Genomic DNA, 20011 nt, shown 5'->3' on the forward strand with positions numbered 1-20011 from the left:
ATGACTATACGTATAGCCGCAGTTTTATGCAATCCTGCGTCGAGCCTGTGTGCACACTCCGCACCGGAGGGCGTCGCGGACCTCAGTTCTTGACGGCCTCCGCGATCCGCAGAGCGGCCTGGGCGGGCGCGAGGTGCGTGGTGTCGACAACCTCGGCCTCGGCGTGCAGCCACGTGCGGGCCGCCTCCGCGTAGGGCTCGAGGTACTGGAGACGGAACGAGGAGGGGCCGAGGACGGTGTCCCCCTCGATGCGCCGCCGGAGGGTCTCCTGGTCGGCGTGGAGGACGAAGTGCCGTACCGGAACGGCATGGTGGGCAAGACCCGTGCTGATCTCGCGCCAGTACTGCTCGACCAGGACGGTCATGGGCATCACCAGAGTGCCGCCGGTGTAGTCGAGTACGCGGCGGGCGGTCTCGACCACGAGCGGCCGCCACGGCGGCCAGTGCTGGAAGTTGTCCGCCCCGGGCCCGGGCAGCCCCGGCCTGATGCCCATGAGTGCCTCGCCGATTTTCTCGGCGTCGAACACCCGTGCATCGGGGATCAACTGCTGCACAAGCGCGCTGGTCGTCGTCTTGCCTGCGCCGTGGGTGCCGTTGAGCCATACGATCATGGGGCCCCACGCTAGCGCTGGAGCGCGCCGCGGGGAACGGGCAACCGCTCATCCACCACCTCAGGCGCTCACCCATCTCCGCGGGCCCGGGAAATCAGGTTGTCGGGGCCATGACCACATGGCTAGGGTCCCCGGGCACGCATCAGGGGATCATGGCGGGTGGGGGACATGGCCGAAGAATTCGGCGCGGCCGAGAAGGACGCGAGCGCGTGGGGACAGGCGGTCGCGGCCGTGGCGGTGGTGGGGGCGCTCTGCATCGGCTTCTGGGCGCTCGGGGAGACATCCGCGGACAGCGAGCCGAAGCCCGCCTCCTGCTCGGACGGAAAGACCCCGGCGGCGAAGGGCGAGCGGCTCTCCGGAGCGGAACTGTGCGAGGCGCTGAACCGCTCCGACCTCGCCGCACTGCTCGGCACGCCGACGGAGATCGCGAAGACGGCCAGTGGCGGTGACAGCTCGTTCAAGACCGCCGGCGGCAGGGAGATCGCCACGCCCTCGGCGCAGGTCGAGTTCGACACCTGTACCGTGACGCTGTCGGCGACCTACGACGGCCTTCCGGTGGCCGGGTCGAACGCGCTGCTCGGGAACGACGCCGAGCAGCGGAAGGTGCTGAGCCGCCCTGCGGTCCTCTACTCGGACCGCACCATCAGCATCAGCTTCCGCCTCGACGGGAGCGACGCGAACACCGGCCCCGGCGTTCCGGCCCGCGCCCTCACCGTCGCCCGGGACGCGAAGGACAGCGGCGGCTCCCTCGACGTGACCCTGTGGCGCTCGGACGGAGGGGTACCGGACGACGCCGTCCTGCTCCACGTCGCCGAGAAGGTGCTGCCGAGGGTCCCGGGGTGGGCCGCCGGCGGGTGACGGCGGCCCACGCGCGTCCGGCTACCTCTGCTTGATCCGCAGGAAGGTGACGGAGTTCGCCGGGAAGGTGTAGGTGAACTTCGCGGCCACGCCACGGAAGGTGGAGGTCACCGGCGTCACCGGCGTGTCCGTCTCCGTGTTGACGGCGTCCTGGTCGGCGGCCAGCGTGGTCACACGGGCGGTGGAGGCGACCCTGGCGCCACCCAGGTCGACGGCCGTACGGGCCTCGGCCGACTGGGCGTTGACGACCTTGACGATCAGGTCACCGGTCCTGGCGTCCTTGGTGACGACCTGGCGGAACGGCTCGGCCGGCTTGTCGTCCTTGAAGCTGCCCCACTCCTTGCCGTCCAGGAACAGGGTGACCTGGCGGCCGCGCACCTTGATGTCGATGTCGTAGGCACGGCCGGTCTCGATCGACCCGGCCTTCGTCATCAGCGTGCCCTTGCCGCCGTCCACGGCCTGCTCGATCGCGGACTGGGTGTTGTTCCAGCCGCCCAGGTTCCACCAGTAGTAGTTCCCGGTGTCCTTGACGCCGAAGGCGACGAGGAAGCCCTCCTTGCCGGACTTCTTGGTGGCCTTCACATGCAGGTCGTAGTCCTTCCAGGCCGGGTCGCCCGCCGTGACCATGGTGTTCTCGGCGGCGGTGTCGGTCTGGACGTACTGTCCGTCCTGGATGCTCCAGCTGCCCCGACCGCTGGTGGTCCACTTCGAGGCGTCACCGGAGAAGTCGTCGCTGAGCAGGGTCGAGCCGTCCGCGGCGGTGACCTTCACGTCGTCGTACGCGGCGCTGGTCGCCCAGGTGGACAGGCCGACAGCGCCCGCGATCGGGCCGCTGACGTCCGGCGTGGTCGTGGCCTTCGACGGGACGACGCGGTCGCCGACGTTGGTCATGAACAGCTTCTGGACCTCGTAGTTGGCCGAGTTCCAGGAGGCCCGGTTGTTGAACCAGATCATGTCCGGCCGCCACTGCACGTAGTCCTCGTTGGCGAGCAGCGGGGCGTAGGAGGCGAGCTTGACGACGTCCGCGTTGCGCTCCAGGCCCGTCATGAAGGCGGCTTCGGACAGGCCGTTCTTCCAGGCGTTGCCCTGGGAGGCGTACTCGCCGAGGAAGACCTTGGGGCCCTTGCGGTCGTAGGAGTCGTAGCGGTCGTTGTTCTGCAGGAACCAGTTCGGGCTGTTGTAGTAGTGCTCGTCGACCATGTCGACCTTGCCCTCGCGGTTGAGCTGCCAGGCGGTGTCGAAGGTCGCGCCGGCGTCGTCCGGACCGGAGTTGGAGATGACGGTGATGTCCGGGTACTTGGCCTTGATGGCGGCCCGGAACTGCTCGAAGCGGGCGAAGAACTCCTTCGGGAGGTTCTCCTCGTTGCCGACTCCGATGTGGGTGAGGTGGAAGGGCTTGGGGTGGCCCATCCCGGCGCGGACCTTGCCCCACTTGGAGGTCGCCGGGCCGTTGGCGAACTCGATGAGGTCCAGGGTGTCCTGGATGTGGCGCTTGAGGAGGGCGTCGTCGTCGGTGGCCTTGTTCTGGCCGCAGCCGGTCACCAGGGCGGGGACGACGGGCAGCGGCATGGCGCCGATGTCCTCGGAGAAGCGGAAGTACTCGTAGTAGCCGAGGCCGTAGCTCTGGTTGTAGCCCCAGAAGTTGGCGTTGGTTGCCCGCTCCTCCACGGGTCCGATGGTGTCCTTCCACTGGTAGCTGCGCTTGCGCTGCCAGTTCGAGGCCTCGCTGTAGTCCTCCATGGAGCCGGTGTTGACCAGGCAGCCGCCGGGGAAGCGCACGAAGCCCGGCTTCAGGGCGGCGATCTTCTCGGCGAGGTCCTTGCGCAGGCCGTTCGGCTGGTTCTTGTAGGTGTCGCGCGGGAACAGCGACACCTCGTCGAGCACGGCGGCGTTCGTCGAGGCGACGGCGAGCCGGCCGCGGTTGCTGGTGCGGGTCGCGGTGAAGGTGGCCTTGTACTTGGCCCAGCCGCCCTTCACGGCGACCTGGCGGGCGGCGGCCAGGCTGCCGGAGGCGTCCTTGAGGGCGACGGTGAGTGTGCTGCCGCTCTCGGCGCGCGCCCACACCGAGAAGTCGTACCGCTTGCCCTGCTCGACCCGGATGCCGGTGTTGTAGCCCGCGTTGGTGACGGACGAACCGGCGCCCAGCAAGAGGTAGTTGCGGTTGCGCTCGTTGAGGCGGCCCGAGTCGTTCACGACCTCGGCCGCGCCGCCGACCGCCCACGAGGTCAGGGGCGTGTAGGAGCCGTTGTCGGCGGTGGAGTACTCGAAGGAGCGGTTCTGCACGAGTTCTGCGTACAGACCGCCGTCGGCGGCCCGGTTGATGTCCTCGAAGAAGACGCCGTACATGGTGTCGTCGATCTTCGCGCCCTGGGCGGACGGGTCGACGGTGATCGCGTAGTCGGTGACGTCCTCGGCGTGCGCGGGGGCCGGTACGAGGGCTGCTGCCGTCAGGAGGGCGGTGGTCGTGAGACCGATTCTCCATCGGGTGCGGGCGGTGCGTGGCATGGATACTCCGCGGCTCTCTGTAGAGTGTTCGAAATATCAGACATTGATCAGCACTTCGAACGGCAAGATAGGGAGGGGACTGAGGCGCGTCAATGGGTCGCGCGGCAACGGTTGAGACGGAGAGCGGGACAGATGGGCGAGTTCTGGCCAGTGCCGGACGTACTGGCGTATCTGGCCGGGCGGTGGCGCGTCACGCGATCGGTGCGGGATCTCTCGACCGGTGCACAGGGGGAGTTCACCGGAGGCACCACGTTCGGCGCACTCGAGACCGGCGGGCTGCTGCACCACGAGTCCGGCGCCTTCGTCTGGCAGGGGGTGGCCCGGCCCGCCGAGCGGACGCTGCGGTTCCTGCCGGGGCCGGGCGGCACGGCCGACGTGCGGTTCGCGGACGGCCGCCCCTTCCACGACCTGGACCTGACGTCCGGGCGGCACGTCGCCGACCACCTCTGCGCGGCGGACCTCTACCGGGGCGGGTTCACCGCCCGCGACGCGGACCACTGGCGGACGGTGTGGCGCGTGCGCGGCCCCGCCAAGGACCTCGTGCTGCGCACCGACTACGCGCGCGAGGGCTGAGCGGACGCCCCCGTCGAAGCGCGGGTTCCCAGGGTGCACCGGCCCCTACCGGCCGAAGACGAGCGCCATCCAGTCCTCGGGGCGTTCCAGTGCCGCGAACCCGTGCTGCGCGTACACCCCGTGCGCGTCGTGCGTGGCGAGCAGCACCCGCCGGACCCCGTACTCGCGCAGCTCGTCCCGTACGGCCGCGACGAGCGCGCCGCCGACCCCCTTGCCGCGCACGGACGGATCGACGTACACGTCGCACAGCCACCCGAAGGTCGCCCGGTCGGTGATCACCCGGGCATACGCGACCTGCTCCCGCGACGCCGTCTGGTACACCCCGAAGTTGAGCGACCCCTCGATCGCCCGGTCCTGCGTCTCCCGCGGGCGCCCCAGCGCCCAGTACGCGTCGGTGGACAGCCAGTGGTGGACGCGCTCGCGGTCGATGCGGCCGGGGTCGGTGGAGATCTCGTAGCCCTCGGGCAGGGGCGGGGTGCCGGTCATGGCGTGATGCTCGCAGGCGGTCCGGCGGGGCGTCGAGCGGTTATCCCCAGCACCTCGTCGCAGGCCGCCCGCAGTCGCCGTACGCCCTCCGCGATCTCCCCGGTCCCGGCCACGGCCGCGAAACTCAGGCGGACGTGCGCGGCCGTCGGCTCCGCGCTGAAGTAGGGGCGCCCGGGGGTGATCGCGACGCCGGCGCGGAGGGCGGCCGCCACCAGGCCCGGCTCGTCCATGCCGTCGGGCAGACGCGGCCACAGGTGGTAGCCGCCGGACGGGACGTGCGGCAGGGCGATCTCCGGCAGGTGCAGGGCGAGCGCGGAGGTCATCGCGTCCCGGCGGGCCTTCAACTCGGCGGAGACGGCCCGCAGGTGGCGCGGCCAGGCGGGCGAGCCGACGAGTTCGAGGGCGGCCTCCTGCAAGGGCCGCGGTACGAAGAAGGTGTCGACGACCTGGATGGCGCGCAGCCGTTCCAGGACCGGCCCGCGTGCGGCCAGGGCGCTCACCCGGAAGCTCGGCGAGGTCGCCTTGGTCAGCGAGGAGACGTGGACGACGACGCCGTCGGGGTCGTCGGCGGCCAGCGGGCGCGGCAGCGGCCCCGCGTCCTCGTGGACGAGCCGTCGCACGAAGTCGTCCTCGACGACGAAGGCGCCGGCCTCGCGGGCGATGCGCAGCACCTCGGCGCGCCGCTCGGGCGCGAGCACGGCCCCTGTGGGGTTCTGGAAGAGCGGCTGGCAGACGAAGACCGGGGCGCCGGTGGCCCGGAACGCGTCGTCGAGCAGCGCCGGTTTCACCCCGTCGGCGTCCACCGGGACGGGTACCGGTCGCAGACCCGCGGCGCGGGCGATGGCGAGCATGCCGGGGTAGGTCGGCGACTCGACCAGGACGGGGGCGCCCGGCGGGGCGAGGGCGCGCAGGGCGGTGGTGAGCGCGGACTGCCCGCCCGCGGTGACCAGTACCTCGGCGGCCGTGACGGAGCCGCCGATGCTTCGCGCGAACCACTCGCGCAGCTCGGGCAGCCCCTCCATGGGCGGACGCCCCCAGGCACCGGGCCGGCGCCCGGCACGCGACAGAGCCGCGGCCATCGCCCGCTCCGGCTGCAACGACGGGTGCAGATAGCCGCCGTTGAACTCGATCACGCCGGGCGGCGGCGCGGCCAGCGACACCAGCACCCCGGAGGCGTCCACCGAGCGGGGCACGAGGTCGGCGGCACCCTCCGCGCTGAGCGCGACCTCCTGCCAGGAGGTGTCCCCGGCGGGAGCCGGTGCCGTCCGGACCTGCGCGCGGAAGGCTCCCGCGCCGGGCCGGGTGACCACCAGCCCCTCGGCGGCCAACCGGGCCAGGGCCCGCGACACGGTCACCGGGCTCACCCGGAACCGCTCGACGAGCGCCCGGCTCGACGGGAGCTTTCCACCTGGTGAGTAGCGGTCGAGCTCCCGCCGCAGCTGTTCCGCCAGTTCACCGACACTGCTACGCTCTTGCATGAGAGTACAGAGTAGCGCTACTACCGCACCCTCGATAGCAGTCGCCACCACGGAGCCGGACCGCCCCGGCTTCGGCACCCTCCAGGCGGCCCTCGGCGTCATCGCCTTCTCCCTCACGTTCCCCGCCACCGCCTGGGGTCTCGAGGGCTTCGGGCCCTGGTCTCTGGTCGCCGCGCGCAGCGTCCTGGCCGCGGTGATCGCGGGCGGTGCCCTGCTGGTCATGCGTGTGCCGCTGCCCGCCCGCCGCCACTGGCTCGGCCTCGCGGTCGTGGCCGCCGGTGTCGTGCTCGGCTTCCCGCTGCTGACCACGCTGGCGCTGCAGACCTCGACCACCGCGCACGCCGCCGTCGTGGTGGGCCTCCTCCCGCTGACCACGGCGCTCTTCTCCGCACTGCGGGTCGGCACCCGGCCCTCGCGGACCTTCTGGTGCGCGGCCCTCGCGGGCGCGGCGGCGGTACTCGCGTTCACCGTGCAGCAGAGCGGCGGCGCCCTGACCACCGCCGACCTGTATCTCTTCGCGGCGCTGCTGGTCTGCGCGGCCGGCTACACCGAGGGCGGCCGACTGGCCCGGGTCATGCCGGGCTGGCAGGTGATCGGCTGGGCGCTGGTGCTGTGCCTGCCGCTGTCCGTGCCCGTAGCCGCGCTCGCTCTGGCGCAGGAACCCGTGCAGCTCACCGTGCACAGCGTGACCGGACTGCTGTGGGTCGCGGCGGGCTCGCAGTTCCTCGGACTGGTCGTCTGGTACCGCGGCATGGCGGCCATCGGCATCCCGAAGGCCAGCCAGTTGCAGCTGGCCCAGCCCCTGCTCACACTGGTGTGGTCGGTACTGCTGCTGGGCGAGCACCTGACGGTGGCCGCCCCGCTGACGGCCGCGGCGGTGCTGGTCTGCATCGCCGTCACACAGCGGGCCCGCGGCTGAACGGGACGGCGCACGGCCCTGCCGGCAGGCGTCCCCCGCCGTAGACTCAAGGCCACGGACCGCTGCTCCGCACCCCGTAGGAGGCCCCAGATGCGCGCAACCGTGGGCGACCAGCTTGTCCAGCACGGCAGGGTGGTCGGTCAGCACGACAAGGTCGGCGAGATCGTCGAAGTGCTGGGCCAGGAGGGAACTCCCCCGTACCGCGTCCGGTTCGAGGACGGGCACGAGGGCGTGTGCTCCCCGGGCCCCGACACCGAGATCCGGCACCGGGAGACCACCACCGGACCGTGACTCAGCTCGGGGGGTCGGCCGGTTGGCCGTAGTGGTCGGCGACCACCCTCGCCATCGCCCCGATCCGATCGGCCGCCACGTCCCTGGCGGCGAAGAAGACGTGCCCGCGCACCTGCGGGTGCTCCCCGGCCATCGTCAGGTGCCGGGACAGCTCGGCCGGGTCCTGCCACGCCGCGGGCTGCGCCGGGTCACCGGCCTTGTACAGCGCCTCCCCCACGTAGAGCTGCGTCGGGCTGTCGCGCGCGACATCCGCCCACCAGGGCACCAGCTTCGCGTAGTCGGCGGCGGCGAAGCCGATGTTCCAGTACAGCTGCGGGACGATGTAGTCGATCCAGCCCTCCCTGACCCACTTGCGCGTGTCGGCGTGCAGATCGTCGTACGTCTCGACACCCGCCCGGGTGTCCGAACCCGCCGGGTCGGTCGCGGCGTTGCGCCACACGCCGAACGGGCTGATGCCGAACCGGGCGCTCGGCCGGGCCTCCCAGACGCGGTCCGCCGTCTCCCGCACCAGACGGTCGATGTTGTCCCGCCGCCACGCGGCCCGGTCCGGGAAGCCCCCGCCGTGCTCGTCGTAGGCGGCGTCGTCGTCGAAGCTCCGGCCCGCCACCGGGTACGGGTAGAAGTAGTCGTCGAAGTGGACACCGTCCACCGGGTACTTCGTCACCGCGTCGAGCATCGCGTCCTCGACGAAGGCGCGGACCTCGGGCAGCCCCGGGTTGTAGAAGAGCTTCCCCCCGTACGTCACCACCCAGTCCGGGTTCCTGCGGGCGGGGTGGGAGGCGGCGAGCCGGGTCGGGTCGGCGTGGACGGCGACCCGGTACGGGTTGAACCAGGCGTGCAGCTTCAGGCCCCGGGCGTGCGCCTCCTCGACGGCCGTGCCCAGCGGGTCCCAGCCCGGGTCCTTGCCCTGGGTGCCGGTGAGGTACTGCGACCACGGCTCGTACGGCGAGGGCCACAGGGCGTCCGCCGTCGGCCGGACCTGGAAGAACACGGTGTTGAGCCGGTTGCGGACCGCCGTGTCGAGATGGGTGAGCAGCTCGGAGCGCTGCTGCGCCGCGGTGAGCCCCGGCATCGACGGCCAGTCGCGGTTGGCCACGGTCGCGAGCCACACCCCCCGCATCTCGCAGACCGGGGCCCCGCCCTTCCGCCCGGCCGCGGCCGACGCCGTAGGCATCATCGTGAAGGCCGACAGCGCCGCCACCGCGAACGCCCTGCGTGACACTCGTCCCATCCGCACGCCCCAAAAAGCCGCGGATCCGCCCGGTCGCGGATCGCTCCCGGCCCAGCATGCCCGAACCGAGGGCGACCCCCGCGATCGATCATCGATACTTGGGAGTAACGTGCTCGAACGGAGCAGGCGCCGGGACCCGGCCGGCCTGCCCGGTCGTGGATCAGCAGCGAAAGGGACGATGTGACGGACACCCCAGCGGGAGACATTGCACGCGTCGGAGTCGTGGGCTGCGGTCAGATGGGCGCCGGAATCGCCGAGGTGTGCGCCCGGGCCGGCCTTGACGTCATGGTCGCCGAGACCACCGGCGAAGCCCTGGAGATCGGCCGCACCCGGCTGTTCACCTCCCTGGCCAAGGCGACCGAGCGCGGCAAGATCACCGAGGAGGAGCAGGAGGCCACGCTGGCCCGCCTGAGCTTCACCACGGACCTCGGCGAGTTCGCCGACCGTGACCTGGTGATCGAGGCCGTCGTCGAGAACGAGCAGGTCAAGACCGAGATCTTCCAGGTGCTCGACCAGGTCGTGACCCGGCCGGACGCCATCCTGGCCTCCAACACCTCCTCCATCCCGCTGGTGAAGCTGGCGGTGGCGACCTCGCGGCCCGACCAGGTCATCGGCATCCACTTCTTCAATCCGGCCCCGGTGCAGAACCTCGTCGAGCTGATCCCGGCGCTCACCACGTCCGAAGGCACGATCAGCCGCGCCCAGCTCTTCACCGAGAAGCTGCTCGGCAAGCACGCGATCCGCGCCCAGGACCGCTCCGGCTTCGTGGTCAACGCGCTGCTGATCCCGTACCTGCTCTCCGCGATCCGCATGTTCGAGACGGGCATCGCCAGCCGCGAGGACATCGACAACGGCATGGAGATGGGCTGCGCCCACCCGATGGGCCCGCTCAAGCTCTCCGACCTCATCGGCCTGGACACCGTGGCCTCGGTCGCGCAGTCGATGTACGAGGAGTACAAGGAGCCGCTGTACGCCGCTCCCCCGCTGCTCCAGCGGATGGTCGACGCGGGACGGCTCGGCCGCAAGACGGGGTCGGGGTTCTACACGTACGGCTGATAGCGCCGGTACGCCCGACAACTCGACAACGCCGCCGCTCCTGCGGCCACGGCCGGAACCGGCGGCGTCCCCATTCCGCCGGCTGCTCGTCGAGGCGGCTTGCGCAGCCGGCCCATCCAGAGGGCGAGCGGAGTGGCCACCAGCGCGATCAGCAGCGCCACGCCCCACTCCTCCCCGGAGGAACAGCGGAACAGCACGACCGACAGCGGGTTCCCCCGAGTCCGATTACGTACGGTCAGATTTCGGCCAAGCTGCCGGCCCGGCACCTGAGTTGGTGCCGGGCCCGCGGCATTCACACACCGTGTGCGCCCCGGGCTCGCATATGCCCTACGCACACTCTCCCCAGGCGCCCACCAGGCGAGTTGACTCCTCATCGCATGCAAGGGATGTAAAACGACTACGGAAAGGAGCGGACTCGTGACCGCCGATCCCGAGCATCCCGTCGTCCATGGGGAACTCGCAGAGTTACGACGCCGCCTCGATGTGGCCTACGCCCGCGTCGAGGGCGGGCTGGCTCTGCTCAGCCACCGCACCGAGGAGACCGCCAAGGAACTGGACGAGCTCAACACCCGGATCCACACGCTCGAACACGCGCGCTGGCCGCTGCCCGCGGTCGCCGCCCTCACCGCCGTGGGTGCCCTCGTCGTGACGATCTGGCAGGCACTGGGGCATTAGCTCAGGGCAGCGTGTCCTGACCGAGCCTGAGATGGTGCAGCAGAAGTAACGCGGCCGCCATGTTGGCGGCCGGGACCTCGCCGCGGGCGACCATGTCGGGGACGAGTTTGAGGGGCACCCATTCCCGGCGGTCCGACTCGAAGTCGTCCACGGGGTGCCCGACGTACTCGCCCTCGCCGGCCCAGTACACATGGTGCCGGGCGTCGGTGAGCCCGTTGGACGGCTCCACGCTCATGAGGTGGTGCAAGGGTCCCGGCCGCCAGCCGGTCTCCTCCTCCAGTTCCCTGGCGGCCGCGCGGGCGATGTCCTCGCCGTCCTCGACCACCCCCGCGGCGAGTTCCCATCCCCAGCTGTCGGTGATGAATCGGTGCCGCCAGAGCAGCAGCACCTCGTTGGCCTCGTTCACCACCGTGGCCACCGCAACAGGCCGCAGCCGTATGAGGAAGTGGTCCAGGTGCCGGCCGTCCGGCAGTTCGACATCCGCGAGATTGACGCTGAACCAGCGGTTTGAGTACACAGTCTGTTCGTTGCGTTTCGTCCACTGCACAGTTCTGCCACCTTCCGTCGAGTAAGTGGCAATATCGCAGCAGGGACGGACTGACAGCAGGCGCACGGGAAGCGGCTCGGTGCGACCCGGGCGGCCGCTGCCCGGATCTACAACGGTACGCGCAGCGCCCCGTCGATGAGTTCGGCGGCCTCGGACGTACCCGCGCACCCGCTGCGCACCAGGTGCTCCCGCACCGCGCGCAGCCGGTCCCGCAGCCGCTGGGACTCCATGCCGCGGGCCTGCTCGGCCATCTGCACGGCGATGGCCACCGCCTTGTCGGCGTTGCCCTGCCGCAGCTCGATGGTGCTGAGCATGGCGAGCCGGTGCACCCGGCCGCGGTCGTGCGCGGGGTTGTCGACGGCCGCCGCGGCATGCTCCCCGGCGGCCGCGATCTCCCCGAGGCTCAGCAGCGCCTCCGCCACCTGGACGTTGACCAGCCCCGGCTGCACATAACCGGTCTCGTCGGGCTCGTACCCACGCCGGATGCGCTCGGCGGCCCGCTCGGCCCGTCGGATGCGGGACAGGGCGCTGCTGCCGTCGCCGAGATGCGCGTACGCCTTGGCCTGCATCGCGTACAGGTCCGAGACGAGCGCCGGGGTGATGTGCCTGCCGGCGGCCCGCAGCGCGGCCTCCGCGAAGGCGACCGCCTGCCGGTACTCCCGCATGAACAGGGACTGGTTGACCAGCAGGGCGATCACATACGCCCCCAGCCCCCGGTCCCCGCTGGCCTTCGCGAGCCGCAGCGCCTGGTGGAAGTAGCGCTGGGCGAGTCCGTGCGCGTCGGAGTCGTAGGCGCAGATTCCGGCGACCGCCACCAACCCGCCCGTGGCCCGGTGCAGTTGGCGGCCGGTCTCGTCGGTGTAGCTGCCGCGCAGCAGCGGCGCGGCCTCGGCGTTGAGGAAGCCGACGATCCGGGCCCGCGTCGCGATGCCTCCGGCCTTGCGGTACATCTGCTCGTAGTGCGCACGGGCCGCCCGCAGCATCTCCAGGTCGCCCGGGGTGACCCGGTGTCTGCCGCCACGTGAGACGTCCACGTCCTCGGGCGGGTTCTCCCACTCCCACACCGGCATCACGGCGGGCGTGCCGGTGAGCGCGGGCGCGCCCAGGAGGTGCGGGCGCTGCTGCTGGTCGGAGCGCCACAGCGCGGTGGCCCGCTCGACGAACCCGGACAGCGAGCCGGTGTGCGGGGCGGACGGCTCGCCGGGCACCCCGAGGCCGATGTCGTCGAGGGTGACCTGCCGCCGCAGCCGGGCGGCGAGCACCTCGCAGATCAGGTCGGGCACCTGGCCCCGGGGGCGCTGCCCCTTCAACCACCGGGCGACCGCGGTGTGTTCGTAGCGGAGGGACAGACCGCGCGCCCGTCCCGCCTGGTTGACGTGTGCGGCCAGCCCCGCGTGCGAGATCCCCGCCTCGTCCAGCATCGCGTCGAGCAGAGTGTTGGGCTGCATGTGGGCCCCCCGGATGGCTTGGTGCGGCCAGATTAGTGGTTCCGGCTTCACACGGGGTGTGAACGGAGTGCCCGGATCCGCCTTGTGTGCGCGCTGTCGCTGAGAGTCGCCCGCCGGTTGACTGAAATGCCTCGAAAGAGGCCGGCCGGGCCGCCGGCTCCCCCTCGTACCAGTACGGCGGCCCGCTTCCGCCGTCCGCCCAGCCGCCTGCCCGACACTCCGTGGCGGGGCGGACGGCACCGCCGGCCGCATCGGGGCGTTCATCGGCGTGGGGTGAGGGGTGGGTCGCCGGTTGCGGACGGGCTGTTGCCGTCCGCGCAGTTCGCCGCGCCGCTCAGGGACGTGGACCGGCTGCTCGTGAGGATCATCAGGGCGATGTCGTCCGCGGGGGCGCCGCGGGTGTGGTGCAGGAGGGCCGTGGAAACCCTGCTGAGGAACGCCTGCGGGGTACACGGCCCTTCCCGTACCGCGCTCGTCAGCGCACTCGGCAACGGAAAGAACCGGCCACGGGAGTCCCTCGCGTCCTGGGCGCCGTCCGTGAAGAGGAACAGTGCGGCACCGGACTCGAGACACCCCAGGTCCACGGCGGACAGGCCTGCGGCCGGCAGGGGGAACAGCCCCAGAGGCGGATACGGATCGCCGGGGGCGAGCTGCTCCACCTGGCTACCGCGCATCCGGTACGGCCACGGATGGCCGCAGTTCAGGGCGAGCAGTTCGCCGTCGGCCCGGATCTCCACGAGCAGCAGGGTCACGAACTCCTCGGCCACGCTCGCGGAATGCTCCTGACGCAGATGCCGGTCCAGGGCGCGTTCCAGCCGGCGCAGCACCCCGCCGAGGTCGTTCTCGTCGTGCGCGGCCTCGCGGAAACAGCCGAGCACGGCTGCGACGGTCCCGAGGGCGCCGATCCCGTGCCCGCGTACGTCGCCCATCACGGCCCGTACGCCGTGCTCGGTGGCGACGACCTCGTACAGGTCACCGCCGACTGTCGCGCCACGCTCGGCCGGCAGCTGGACGGCGGCCACGTCCAGCCCGTCGACCCGCGGGGGCGGCGGCCGCAGCAGCGCGTTCTGCGCGGCCCCGGCGACGCGGCGGAGCTGACGCAGTTCACGCGTCAGCTCCTGCCGCACATGGAGGATCAGCCCGGTACCGACGGCGAAGAACACGGCGCTGGTGACGATCCGCGCGGGAAGACCGGGCTGCTGGGCGAGCGGACAGGCCAACTTGTACGCGACGGCCGCCGCTCCCCACACCGCGGGCAGACCGAGGGCGCGCACCCGACTCCTGATGCGGATCATGCCGTTGGCCCCCCACTAGGCCTGACACACAGAACCGGACCGGCCCACAAAGGCCGGTCCGATTCTGTCGACAGCGCACCCGAGAGGGCAGGGTCCCCTTCCTTTACCACTCAAACGAGTGAGGCGACCCGACCTTCTTCTCCGGGGCGGCGCTCAACTCCGCAGCTCAGCCCCGACCCGTTCACCCGCGAGGGCGACCGCCGCATCCCGAGCCGCAGACGCCTCGTCCACGGTCAGCGTCCGGTCAGCCGCCCGGAACCGCAACGCGTAGGCGAGGGACTTCCGCCCCTCCCCCAACTGCTCGACGTTCTCGTACACGTCGAACAGCCGGATGGACTCCAGCAGCTCCCCCGCCCCGTCCCGCAGGGCCGCCTCGACATCCGCGGCCGGCACGAACGCGTCGACGACCAGGGCGACATCCTGCGTGGCGACGGGGAACGTCGAGATCCGCGGCGCCTCGGCCGTGGCGTCACCGGCGGCCTCCACCGCGTCCAGGTCGACCTCCATCGCACAGGTACGCGCAGGCAGCCCCAGCGCCTTGACGACCCGCGGATGCAGCTCACCCGCGTGCCCCACGACCCGCTCGGAACCGTCCACGGTGACCGCCAGCTCGGCGCACCGCCCCGGGTGCCACGGCCCGTACTGCCCCTTGCTGATGATCAGTTCGGCGCCGGCCTCACGCGCGACGGCCCGGGCCGCCTCCACCGCGTCGGCCCAGTCCGCCGGACGGCCCTTGCCCCACCAGCCGGCCTGCTCCCGCGCACCGGCGAGGACGACGGCGACGTGGCGCGGCTGCTCGGGGAGCGCGGCGTCCAGCTCGGCGAGTTCCTCGCCGGTCGGGCGCCGGTCGACGGGCAGGACGGCGGCGATCCGCTGCTCCTCACGCGGCTGGAAGACCAGACCGGTCTCGAACAGCGCGAGGTCGTGCGAGCCCCGTCCGTCGTTGCGCCGCAGGGCGGCGAGCAGACCCGGCAGCAGCGACGTGCGCAGCGCGGGCTCCTCGTCGCTCAGCGGGTTGCTGAGCTTCACGACGCGGCGGGCCGGGTCGTCCGCCTCGAGGCCGAGCTGGTCGAAGACCTGCTCGCCGATGAACGGGTAGTTCAGTGCCTCGACGTACCCGGCACCGGCCAGGGCGCGGCCGACGCGGCGGTGCAGCCGCTGCCGGTTCGTCAGGCCGAGACCGGCCGGCGGCTTGGGCAGCGTGGCGGGCAGGTTCTCGTAGCCCTCCAGCCGGATGACCTCTTCGGCCAGGTCGTTCGGGTCGGTGAGGTCGGGCCGCCAGGACGGCACGGTGACGATCAGCTCGTCCTGCCCGTACACGTCGCAGCCGATCTCCTGGAGCCGCCGCACGACGGTCTCGCGGCCGTAGGCGACGCCCGCGACCTTGTCCGGGTGGTCGGCGGGGATGGTGATGGTGCGCGGCGCCGACGGGGCGAGGACCTCGGTGACACCCGCCTCGGCGGTGCCGCCGGCGAGCAGGACCAGCAGGTCCACCGTGCGCTGCGCGGCGGCAGCGGCGGCCTGCGGGTCGACGCCGCGCTCGAAGCGCCGGGACGCCTCGGAGGACAGCTTGTGCCGGCGGGCCGTACGCGCGATCGACACCGCGTCGAAGTGCGCCGCCTCGATGACGATGTCCGCCGTGGCGTTCTCCACGTCGTCGTGGTCGGCGATCTCCGTGTTGGCGCCGCCCATGACACCGGCGAGCCCGATCGGGCCGCGGTCATCCGTGATCACCAGGTCCTCGGCGTCCAGCGTGCGCTCGACGCCGTCGAGGGTGGTGAGCTTCTCGCCCGGCTCGGCCCGGCGCACGCCGATGGTGCCCTGGACCAGGCCGCGGTCGTAGGCGTGCAGCGGCTGGCCGAGCTCCATCATCACGTAGTTGGTGACGTCGACGGCGAGCGAGATCGGGCGCATGCCGACCTTCTGCAGCCGGCGCTGCAGCCAGATCGGGGAACGGGCCTCGGCGCTCAGACCGGTCACCGTGCGGGCGGTGAAGCGGTCGCAGCCGGTGGGGTCGGAGATCCGCACCGGGTAGCCGTACGCGTTCGGGCCGGGCACGTCGATCAGGGCCGGGTCGCGCAGCGGCAGGCCGTAGGCGATGGCGGTCTCGCGGGCCACACCGCGCAGCGACAGACAGTAGCCGCGGTCGGGGGTGACGGCGATGTCGAGGACCTCGTCGACCAGTTCGAGCAGCTCGACGGCATCCCTGCCGACCTCGGTCTCCGGCGGCAGCACGATGATGCCCTTGGTGCCGTCGTCGCCCATGTTCAGCTCGTCGCTGGAGCAGATCATGCCGCGGGACATCTTGCCGTAGGTCTTGCGCTCGGCGATCTGGAAGTCACCGGGCAGGACGGCGCCGGGCAGGGCCACGACGACCTTGTCGCCGACGGCGAAGTTGCGGGCGCCGCAGACGATCTCCTGCGGCTCGCCGGTGCCGTTGGCCTGGCCGACGTCGACGGTGCAGAAGCGGATCGGCTTCTTGAACTCCGTCAGCTCCTCGATGGTCGCCACCTGGCCCACGACCAGGGGGCCCTTGAGGTCGGCGCCGAGCTGCTCGACGGTCTCGACCTCCAGACCGGCCGAAATGAGCTTGGCCTGGACGTCCCGGCCGGTCTCCGTCACCGGCAGGTCGACGTACTCCCGCAGCCAAGAAAGCGGGACCCGCATCAGATCTCCATCCCGAACGGCCGGGTGAACCGGACGTCACCCTCGACCATGTCTCGCATGTCCTCGACGTTGTGGCGGAACATCAGCATCCGCTCGATGCCGAACCCGAAGGCGAACCCGCTGTACTTCTCGGGGTCGACGCCGCAGGCGGTGAGCACCCGCGGGTTGACCATGCCGCAGCCGCCGAGCTCGATCCAGCCCTCGGAGGAGCAGGTGCGGCAGGGGCGGTCGGGGTTGCCGATGGACTCGCCCTTGCAGACGTAGCAGAGCATGTCCATCTCGGCGCTCGGCTCGGTGAAGGGGAAGTAGTTCGGCCGCAGCCGGGTCTTCATGTCCTCACCGAACAGGGACTGGACCATGTGGTCCAGGGTGCCCTTGAGGTCCGCCATGGTCAGGCCCTCGTCGATCGCGAGCAGCTCGATCTGGTGGAAGACGGGCGTGTGCGTGGCGTCCAGCTCGTCGGTGCGGAACACCCGGCCGGGGCAGACGATGTAGACCGGCAGCTCACGGTCGAGCAGTGCCCTGGCCTGCACCGGCGAGGTGTGCGTGCGCAGGACGACGCCGGAGCCGGACTCCTCGGTGCCCTGGGGGCCCTGCACGAAGAAGGTGTCCTGCATCTGCCGGGCCGGGTGGTCGGGCAGGAAGTTCAGCGCGTCGAAGTTGAACCACTCCGCTTCGGCCTCGGGCCCCTCGGCGATCTCGTAGCCCATGGCCACGAAGACGTCCGCGACCCGCTCCATCATCGTGGTGAGCGGGTGCCGGGCGCCGGACGGTACGCGGTCGTAGGGCAGCGTGACGTCCACGGCCTCCTCGACCAGCACGCGCGCGTCCCGCTCGGCCTCGAGTTCGACCTGGCGGGCGGCGAGGCCCTTGTTCACCGCGCCGCGGGCCTGGCCGACGCGCTTGCCGGCCTCGGCCTTGGCGTGCGGGGGCAGGGCGCCGATCTCGCGGTTGGCGAGGGCCAGCGGGGAGGCGGGGCCGGTGTGGGCGACCTTCGCCTCGTGGAGCGCGTCGAGGGAGTCCGCGGCGGCGAAGGCGGCGAGCGCCTCGTCCCGCATGCGCTCGATCTCTTCCGGTTTCAACGTCTCGACCTCGACAGGGTCGTACGACTTATTCGGTGCCGACATCTCTTCCCGTGCTTCCGGTTGGCTGGCTGAAGGTCCCCGTCACCGACTCCGATGGCCGTCTGCGGGACACAAAGGTGCCAAGGGCCGAGTCTAACGGGGTGGAGGTATACGAATGCGCCCGTGGTCCTCAGGCGAGATACGCCGGGGCCGCCACGGGCAACGTAAATCGGAACTCGGCGCCTGCGCCGGGGGCGCGGCCGACCGTGATGGTGCCGCCGTGGGCCTCGACGATGCCCTTGACGATGTAGAGCCCGAGGCCCGTGCCACCGCGCTTGCTGCCCCGCCAGAAGCGGGTGAAGACGCGGTTCATGGACTCCTCCGGGATGCCGGGCCCCTCGTCGCTCACCGTGACCGACGTGGCTGCGTTCTCGGCGGACTCCCCCTCGCGGGGGGACGCCGTGGCCGTGATGTCGATCGTGACAGTTCCCTCACCGTGCCGCACGGCGTTTTCCAGCAGGTTGCTGAGCACCTGGTCGATCTTGTCGGGGTCGGCCCACAGGTCGGGCAGCGGCTGCTGGACCCGCAGCAGGAACCGGTCGGCGGGCTGCCCGGCGGCGACGTAGGCCTGGATGTGCCGTCCTACGGCGGCGGCGATGTCGACGGGCTGGCGCCGCAGCTCGAGGCGGCCGGAGTCGATCCGGGAGATGTCGAGCAGCTCGGCGATGAGCCGGGTGACGCGGTCGGCGTCGGCGTCGACGGTCTCCAGCATCAGCCGCTTCTGGTCGTCGGTGAAGCGCTCCCATTTGGCGAGCAGGGTGGCGGTGAAGCCCTTCACGGAGGTGAGCGGGGAACGCAGCTCGTGGGCGACGGTGGCGATCAGTTCGGCGTGGCTGCGCTCGGTGCGACGACGGGCCTCGGTGTCGCGCAGGGTCACGACCAGGCGCCGGACGGGCCCGGTGGGCCGGGTGCGGACGTAGCGCGCGGAGACCAGGACCTCCCGTCCGCCGGGCAGGAGGAGGTTGCGCTCGGGCTGTCCGACGCGGATGGCGAGGCCGCCGTACGGGTCGGTCAGCTGCCACCAGCGCCGGCCTTCCAGGTCCTCTAATGGCAGGGCCTTCTCCAGTGGCTGCCCCAGGGCGTCCCGGGCGCGGACGGCGGTGATGCGTTCGGCGGCGGCGTTGAAGCAGATGACGCGGCCCTGCTCGTCGGCGACGACGAGCCCGTCGGGCAACTGGTCGGGGTCGATGCCGAGGCCGGCCAGATCCCCGGGGGCCCGGGACGCGGCGGGCGGCTCCCCGGCGTCCTGGCTTCCCGGTGCGCTGCTCGTGCCGACACTCATCCCCGTACCCCACCTCCAAGGCTCCGCAGAGGGGTCCCTGAGCTGGTCACCCTACTAGTTCCCGGTGACGGAGCGGCACCCTCCGAAGGCGCGCTGTGCTCGCGCCGACGCATAGAGACATACGGCGGCGGCGGTGGCGAGGTTCAGGCTCTCGGCCTTCCCGTGGATCGGGACGCGGACGACGGCGTCGGTGAGGGCGCGGGTCTCCTCCGGCAGGCCCCAGGCCTCGTTGCCGAAGAGCCAGGCGGTCGGCCCGCCCATGGTGCCCTTGTCGAGCTCGTCGTCGAGGTCACGGTCACCGGCACCGTCGGCGGCGAGGACCCGGACACCGGCCGCGCGCAACCCTTCGACGGCGTGCTCCACGGGGATGCCGACGGCGACGGGCAGGTGGAAGAGGGAGCCGACGGAGGCGCGGACGGCCTTGGGGTTGTACACGTCGACGGAGGCGTCGGTCAGCACGACGGCCTCGGCGCCGGCGGCGTCGGCGCACCGCAGCACGGTCCCGGCGTTGCCGGGGTCGCGGACGTTCGCGAGGAGTGCGACGAGCCGGGGGCGTGCCGCGAGGACCTCCTCGAAGGGCGTGTCCAGGAACCGGCAGACACCGACGAGTCCCTGCGGGGTGACGGTGGTGGAGATGTCGGCGATGACCTGCTCGGAGGCGAGGTGCACCCGGGCACCGGCGTCCCGGGCGGCCGCGATGATGTCGGCGTACCGCTCGGCGGCCTCCAGCGTCGCGAACAGCTCGACGAGCGTGGCCGCGTCCCCGGCCCGATGCCCGGCGGCCTCCCGCACGGCCTGAGGCCCCTCCGCGAGGAACAGCCGCTCCTTCCCCCGGAAGTTCCGCCTGGCCAGCCGCCGGGCGGCCGAGACGCGGGGCGAGCGTGCGGAGATGAGCTCGGGGGTGGCAGGGGACATCCTGTTCGCTTTCTCACTGGCTGCACAGCAGAACCCGCAGGCCGTCCAGGC

Annotated in this window: 19 protein-coding genes; 6 read left to right on the top strand and 13 right to left on the bottom strand. The window is 71.7% G+C overall.

Going from position 1 to position 20011, the window contains the following annotated elements; translation table 11 throughout:
* Positions 1-82: 82 nt before the first annotated feature.
* The gene (locus ACWD1U_RS18920) at positions 83-610 is read right to left on the bottom strand and encodes an AAA family ATPase (RefSeq protein ID WP_451108824.1); all 528 of its coding nucleotides are present in this window, start codon (positions 608-610) and stop codon (positions 83-85) included.
* A gap of 168 nt (positions 611-778) precedes the next feature.
* On the opposite strand from ACWD1U_RS18920, the gene ACWD1U_RS18925 reads away from it, so the two are divergent.
* A complete protein-coding gene (locus ACWD1U_RS18925) occupies positions 779-1468 on the top strand; it encodes a DUF6215 domain-containing protein (protein WP_451108826.1) in 690 nt (229 codons plus the stop codon).
* A 21-nt stretch (positions 1469-1489) separates the two neighbouring features.
* Here ACWD1U_RS18925 and ACWD1U_RS18930 read toward each other — a convergent pair whose 3' ends face one another.
* Positions 1490-3973, bottom strand: a complete 2484-nt coding sequence (locus ACWD1U_RS18930; protein WP_451108827.1) for an alpha-L-arabinofuranosidase C-terminal domain-containing protein — start codon at positions 3971-3973, stop codon at positions 1490-1492.
* A gap of 132 nt (positions 3974-4105) precedes the next feature.
* On the opposite strand from ACWD1U_RS18930, the gene ACWD1U_RS18935 reads away from it, so the two are divergent.
* Positions 4106-4546, top strand: coding sequence for a DUF6314 family protein (locus ACWD1U_RS18935; RefSeq protein ID WP_451108829.1), 441 nt, complete (start codon positions 4106-4108; stop codon positions 4544-4546).
* A gap of 45 nt (positions 4547-4591) precedes the next feature.
* Here the strand turns inward: ACWD1U_RS18935 and ACWD1U_RS18940 are convergent, their stop codons facing one another.
* Positions 4592-5032, bottom strand: a complete 441-nt coding sequence (locus tag ACWD1U_RS18940) for a GNAT family N-acetyltransferase (protein WP_451108831.1) — start codon at positions 5030-5032, stop codon at positions 4592-4594.
* Entirely contained in the window at positions 5029-6510 is a 1482-nt protein-coding gene (locus ACWD1U_RS18945) for an aminotransferase-like domain-containing protein (RefSeq protein ID WP_451108833.1), read from the bottom strand. Before ACWD1U_RS18945 ends, ACWD1U_RS18940 begins: the two co-directional genes overlap by 4 nt.
* Between ACWD1U_RS18945 and ACWD1U_RS18950 the strand changes: the two genes are divergently transcribed.
* Both ACWD1U_RS18950 and ACWD1U_RS18955 read left to right on the top strand, forming a co-directional pair.
* Entirely contained in the window at positions 6509-7429 is a 921-nt protein-coding gene (locus ACWD1U_RS18950) for a DMT family transporter (RefSeq protein WP_451108835.1), read from the top strand. The genes ACWD1U_RS18945 and ACWD1U_RS18950 overlap by 2 nt on opposite strands.
* Positions 7430-7519: 90 nt before the next feature.
* Positions 7520-7720, top strand: coding sequence for a DUF1918 domain-containing protein (locus ACWD1U_RS18955; RefSeq protein ID WP_382833508.1), 201 nt, complete (start codon positions 7520-7522; stop codon positions 7718-7720).
* Position 7721: 1 nt separating this feature from the next.
* On the opposite strand, the gene ACWD1U_RS18960 is transcribed toward ACWD1U_RS18955, so the two are convergent.
* Positions 7722-8951 carry a glycoside hydrolase family 10 protein gene (locus ACWD1U_RS18960; protein ID WP_451108836.1) on the bottom strand — a complete coding sequence of 410 codons (1230 nt, stop codon included), beginning with the start codon at positions 8949-8951 and terminating at the stop codon, positions 7722-7724.
* A gap of 180 nt (positions 8952-9131) precedes the next feature.
* Between ACWD1U_RS18960 and ACWD1U_RS18965 the strand changes: the two genes are divergently transcribed.
* A complete protein-coding gene (locus tag ACWD1U_RS18965) occupies positions 9132-10007 on the top strand; it encodes a 3-hydroxybutyryl-CoA dehydrogenase (RefSeq protein WP_451108837.1) in 876 nt (291 codons plus the stop codon).
* Here ACWD1U_RS18965 and ACWD1U_RS18970 read toward each other — a convergent pair.
* On the bottom strand, positions 9992-10204 hold the full coding sequence (locus tag ACWD1U_RS18970; protein WP_451108839.1) for a hypothetical protein: 213 nt from the start codon (positions 10202-10204) through the stop codon (positions 9992-9994). The genes ACWD1U_RS18965 and ACWD1U_RS18970 overlap by 16 nt on opposite strands.
* 220 nt (positions 10205-10424) lie before the next feature.
* Between ACWD1U_RS18970 and ACWD1U_RS18975 the strand changes: the two genes are divergently transcribed.
* Complete coding sequence (locus ACWD1U_RS18975) at positions 10425-10682, top strand: hypothetical protein (RefSeq protein WP_451108841.1); 258 nt, start codon at positions 10425-10427, stop codon at positions 10680-10682.
* 1 nt (position 10683) lies between these two features.
* Here ACWD1U_RS18975 and ACWD1U_RS18980 read toward each other — a convergent pair whose 3' ends face one another.
* The 7 genes from ACWD1U_RS18980 to ACWD1U_RS19010 form a co-directional block, all read right to left on the bottom strand.
* On the bottom strand, positions 10684-11229 hold the full coding sequence (locus tag ACWD1U_RS18980) for an NUDIX hydrolase (RefSeq protein ID WP_451108842.1): 546 nt from the start codon (positions 11227-11229) through the stop codon (positions 10684-10686).
* 107 nt (positions 11230-11336) lie between these two features.
* Positions 11337-12677 carry a transcriptional regulator gene (locus tag ACWD1U_RS18985; RefSeq protein WP_451108844.1) on the bottom strand — a complete coding sequence of 447 codons (1341 nt, stop codon included), beginning with the start codon at positions 12675-12677 and terminating at the stop codon, positions 11337-11339.
* 260 nt (positions 12678-12937) lie between these two features.
* On the bottom strand, positions 12938-13972 hold the full coding sequence (locus ACWD1U_RS18990) for a PP2C family protein-serine/threonine phosphatase (RefSeq protein WP_451108846.1): 1035 nt from the start codon (positions 13970-13972) through the stop codon (positions 12938-12940).
* 153 nt (positions 13973-14125) lie between these two features.
* The gene (pheT, locus tag ACWD1U_RS18995; protein ID WP_451108848.1) at positions 14126-16639 is read right to left on the bottom strand and encodes a phenylalanine--tRNA ligase subunit beta; all 2514 of its coding nucleotides are present in this window, start codon (positions 16637-16639) and stop codon (positions 14126-14128) included.
* Positions 16639-17766 (bottom strand): phenylalanine--tRNA ligase subunit alpha, encoded by a 1128-nt coding sequence (gene pheS, locus ACWD1U_RS19000; RefSeq protein WP_451108850.1) that lies wholly within the window; start codon positions 17764-17766, stop codon positions 16639-16641. The genes pheT and pheS overlap by 1 nt, the downstream gene beginning before the upstream one ends.
* Before the next feature lie 127 nt (positions 17767-17893).
* Positions 17894-19045, bottom strand: a complete 1152-nt coding sequence (locus tag ACWD1U_RS19005; RefSeq protein WP_451108852.1) for an ATP-binding protein — start codon at positions 19043-19045, stop codon at positions 17894-17896.
* A 54-nt stretch (positions 19046-19099) separates the two neighbouring features.
* A complete protein-coding gene (locus ACWD1U_RS19010) occupies positions 19100-19960 on the bottom strand; it encodes a TrmH family RNA methyltransferase (RefSeq protein WP_451108853.1) in 861 nt (286 codons plus the stop codon).
* Positions 19961-20011: the final 51 nt, after the last annotated feature.

Source organism: Streptomyces sp. NPDC002788, from assembly GCF_053592115.1.

Coding starts and splice junctions, on each gene's coding strand:
- ACWD1U_RS18920 (WP_451108824.1), bottom strand. CDS start 610: ATGATCGTATGGCTCAACGGCACCCACGGCGCAGGCAAGACGACGACC.
- ACWD1U_RS18925 (WP_451108826.1), top strand. CDS start 779: ATGGCCGAAGAATTCGGCGCGGCCGAGAAGGACGCGAGCGCGTGGGGA.
- ACWD1U_RS18930 (WP_451108827.1), bottom strand. CDS start 3,973: ATGCCACGCACCGCCCGCACCCGATGGAGAATCGGTCTCACGACCACC.
- ACWD1U_RS18935 (WP_451108829.1), top strand. CDS start 4,106: ATGGGCGAGTTCTGGCCAGTGCCGGACGTACTGGCGTATCTGGCCGGG.
- ACWD1U_RS18940 (WP_451108831.1), bottom strand. CDS start 5,032: ATGACCGGCACCCCGCCCCTGCCCGAGGGCTACGAGATCTCCACCGAC.
- ACWD1U_RS18950 (WP_451108835.1), top strand. CDS start 6,509: ATGAGAGTACAGAGTAGCGCTACTACCGCACCCTCGATAGCAGTCGCC.
- ACWD1U_RS18945 (WP_451108833.1), bottom strand. CDS start 6,510: ATGCAAGAGCGTAGCAGTGTCGGTGAACTGGCGGAACAGCTGCGGCGG.
- ACWD1U_RS18955 (WP_382833508.1), top strand. CDS start 7,520: ATGCGCGCAACCGTGGGCGACCAGCTTGTCCAGCACGGCAGGGTGGTC.
- ACWD1U_RS18960 (WP_451108836.1), bottom strand. CDS start 8,951: ATGGGACGAGTGTCACGCAGGGCGTTCGCGGTGGCGGCGCTGTCGGCC.
- ACWD1U_RS18985 (WP_451108844.1), bottom strand. CDS start 12,677: ATGCAGCCCAACACTCTGCTCGACGCGATGCTGGACGAGGCGGGGATC.
- ACWD1U_RS18990 (WP_451108846.1), bottom strand. CDS start 13,972: ATGATCCGCATCAGGAGTCGGGTGCGCGCCCTCGGTCTGCCCGCGGTG.
- pheT (WP_451108848.1), bottom strand. CDS start 16,639: ATGCGGGTCCCGCTTTCTTGGCTGCGGGAGTACGTCGACCTGCCGGTG.
- pheS (WP_451108850.1), bottom strand. CDS start 17,766: ATGTCGGCACCGAATAAGTCGTACGACCCTGTCGAGGTCGAGACGTTG.
- ACWD1U_RS19005 (WP_451108852.1), bottom strand. CDS start 19,045: ATGAGTGTCGGCACGAGCAGCGCACCGGGAAGCCAGGACGCCGGGGAG.
- ACWD1U_RS19010 (WP_451108853.1), bottom strand. CDS start 19,960: ATGTCCCCTGCCACCCCCGAGCTCATCTCCGCACGCTCGCCCCGCGTC.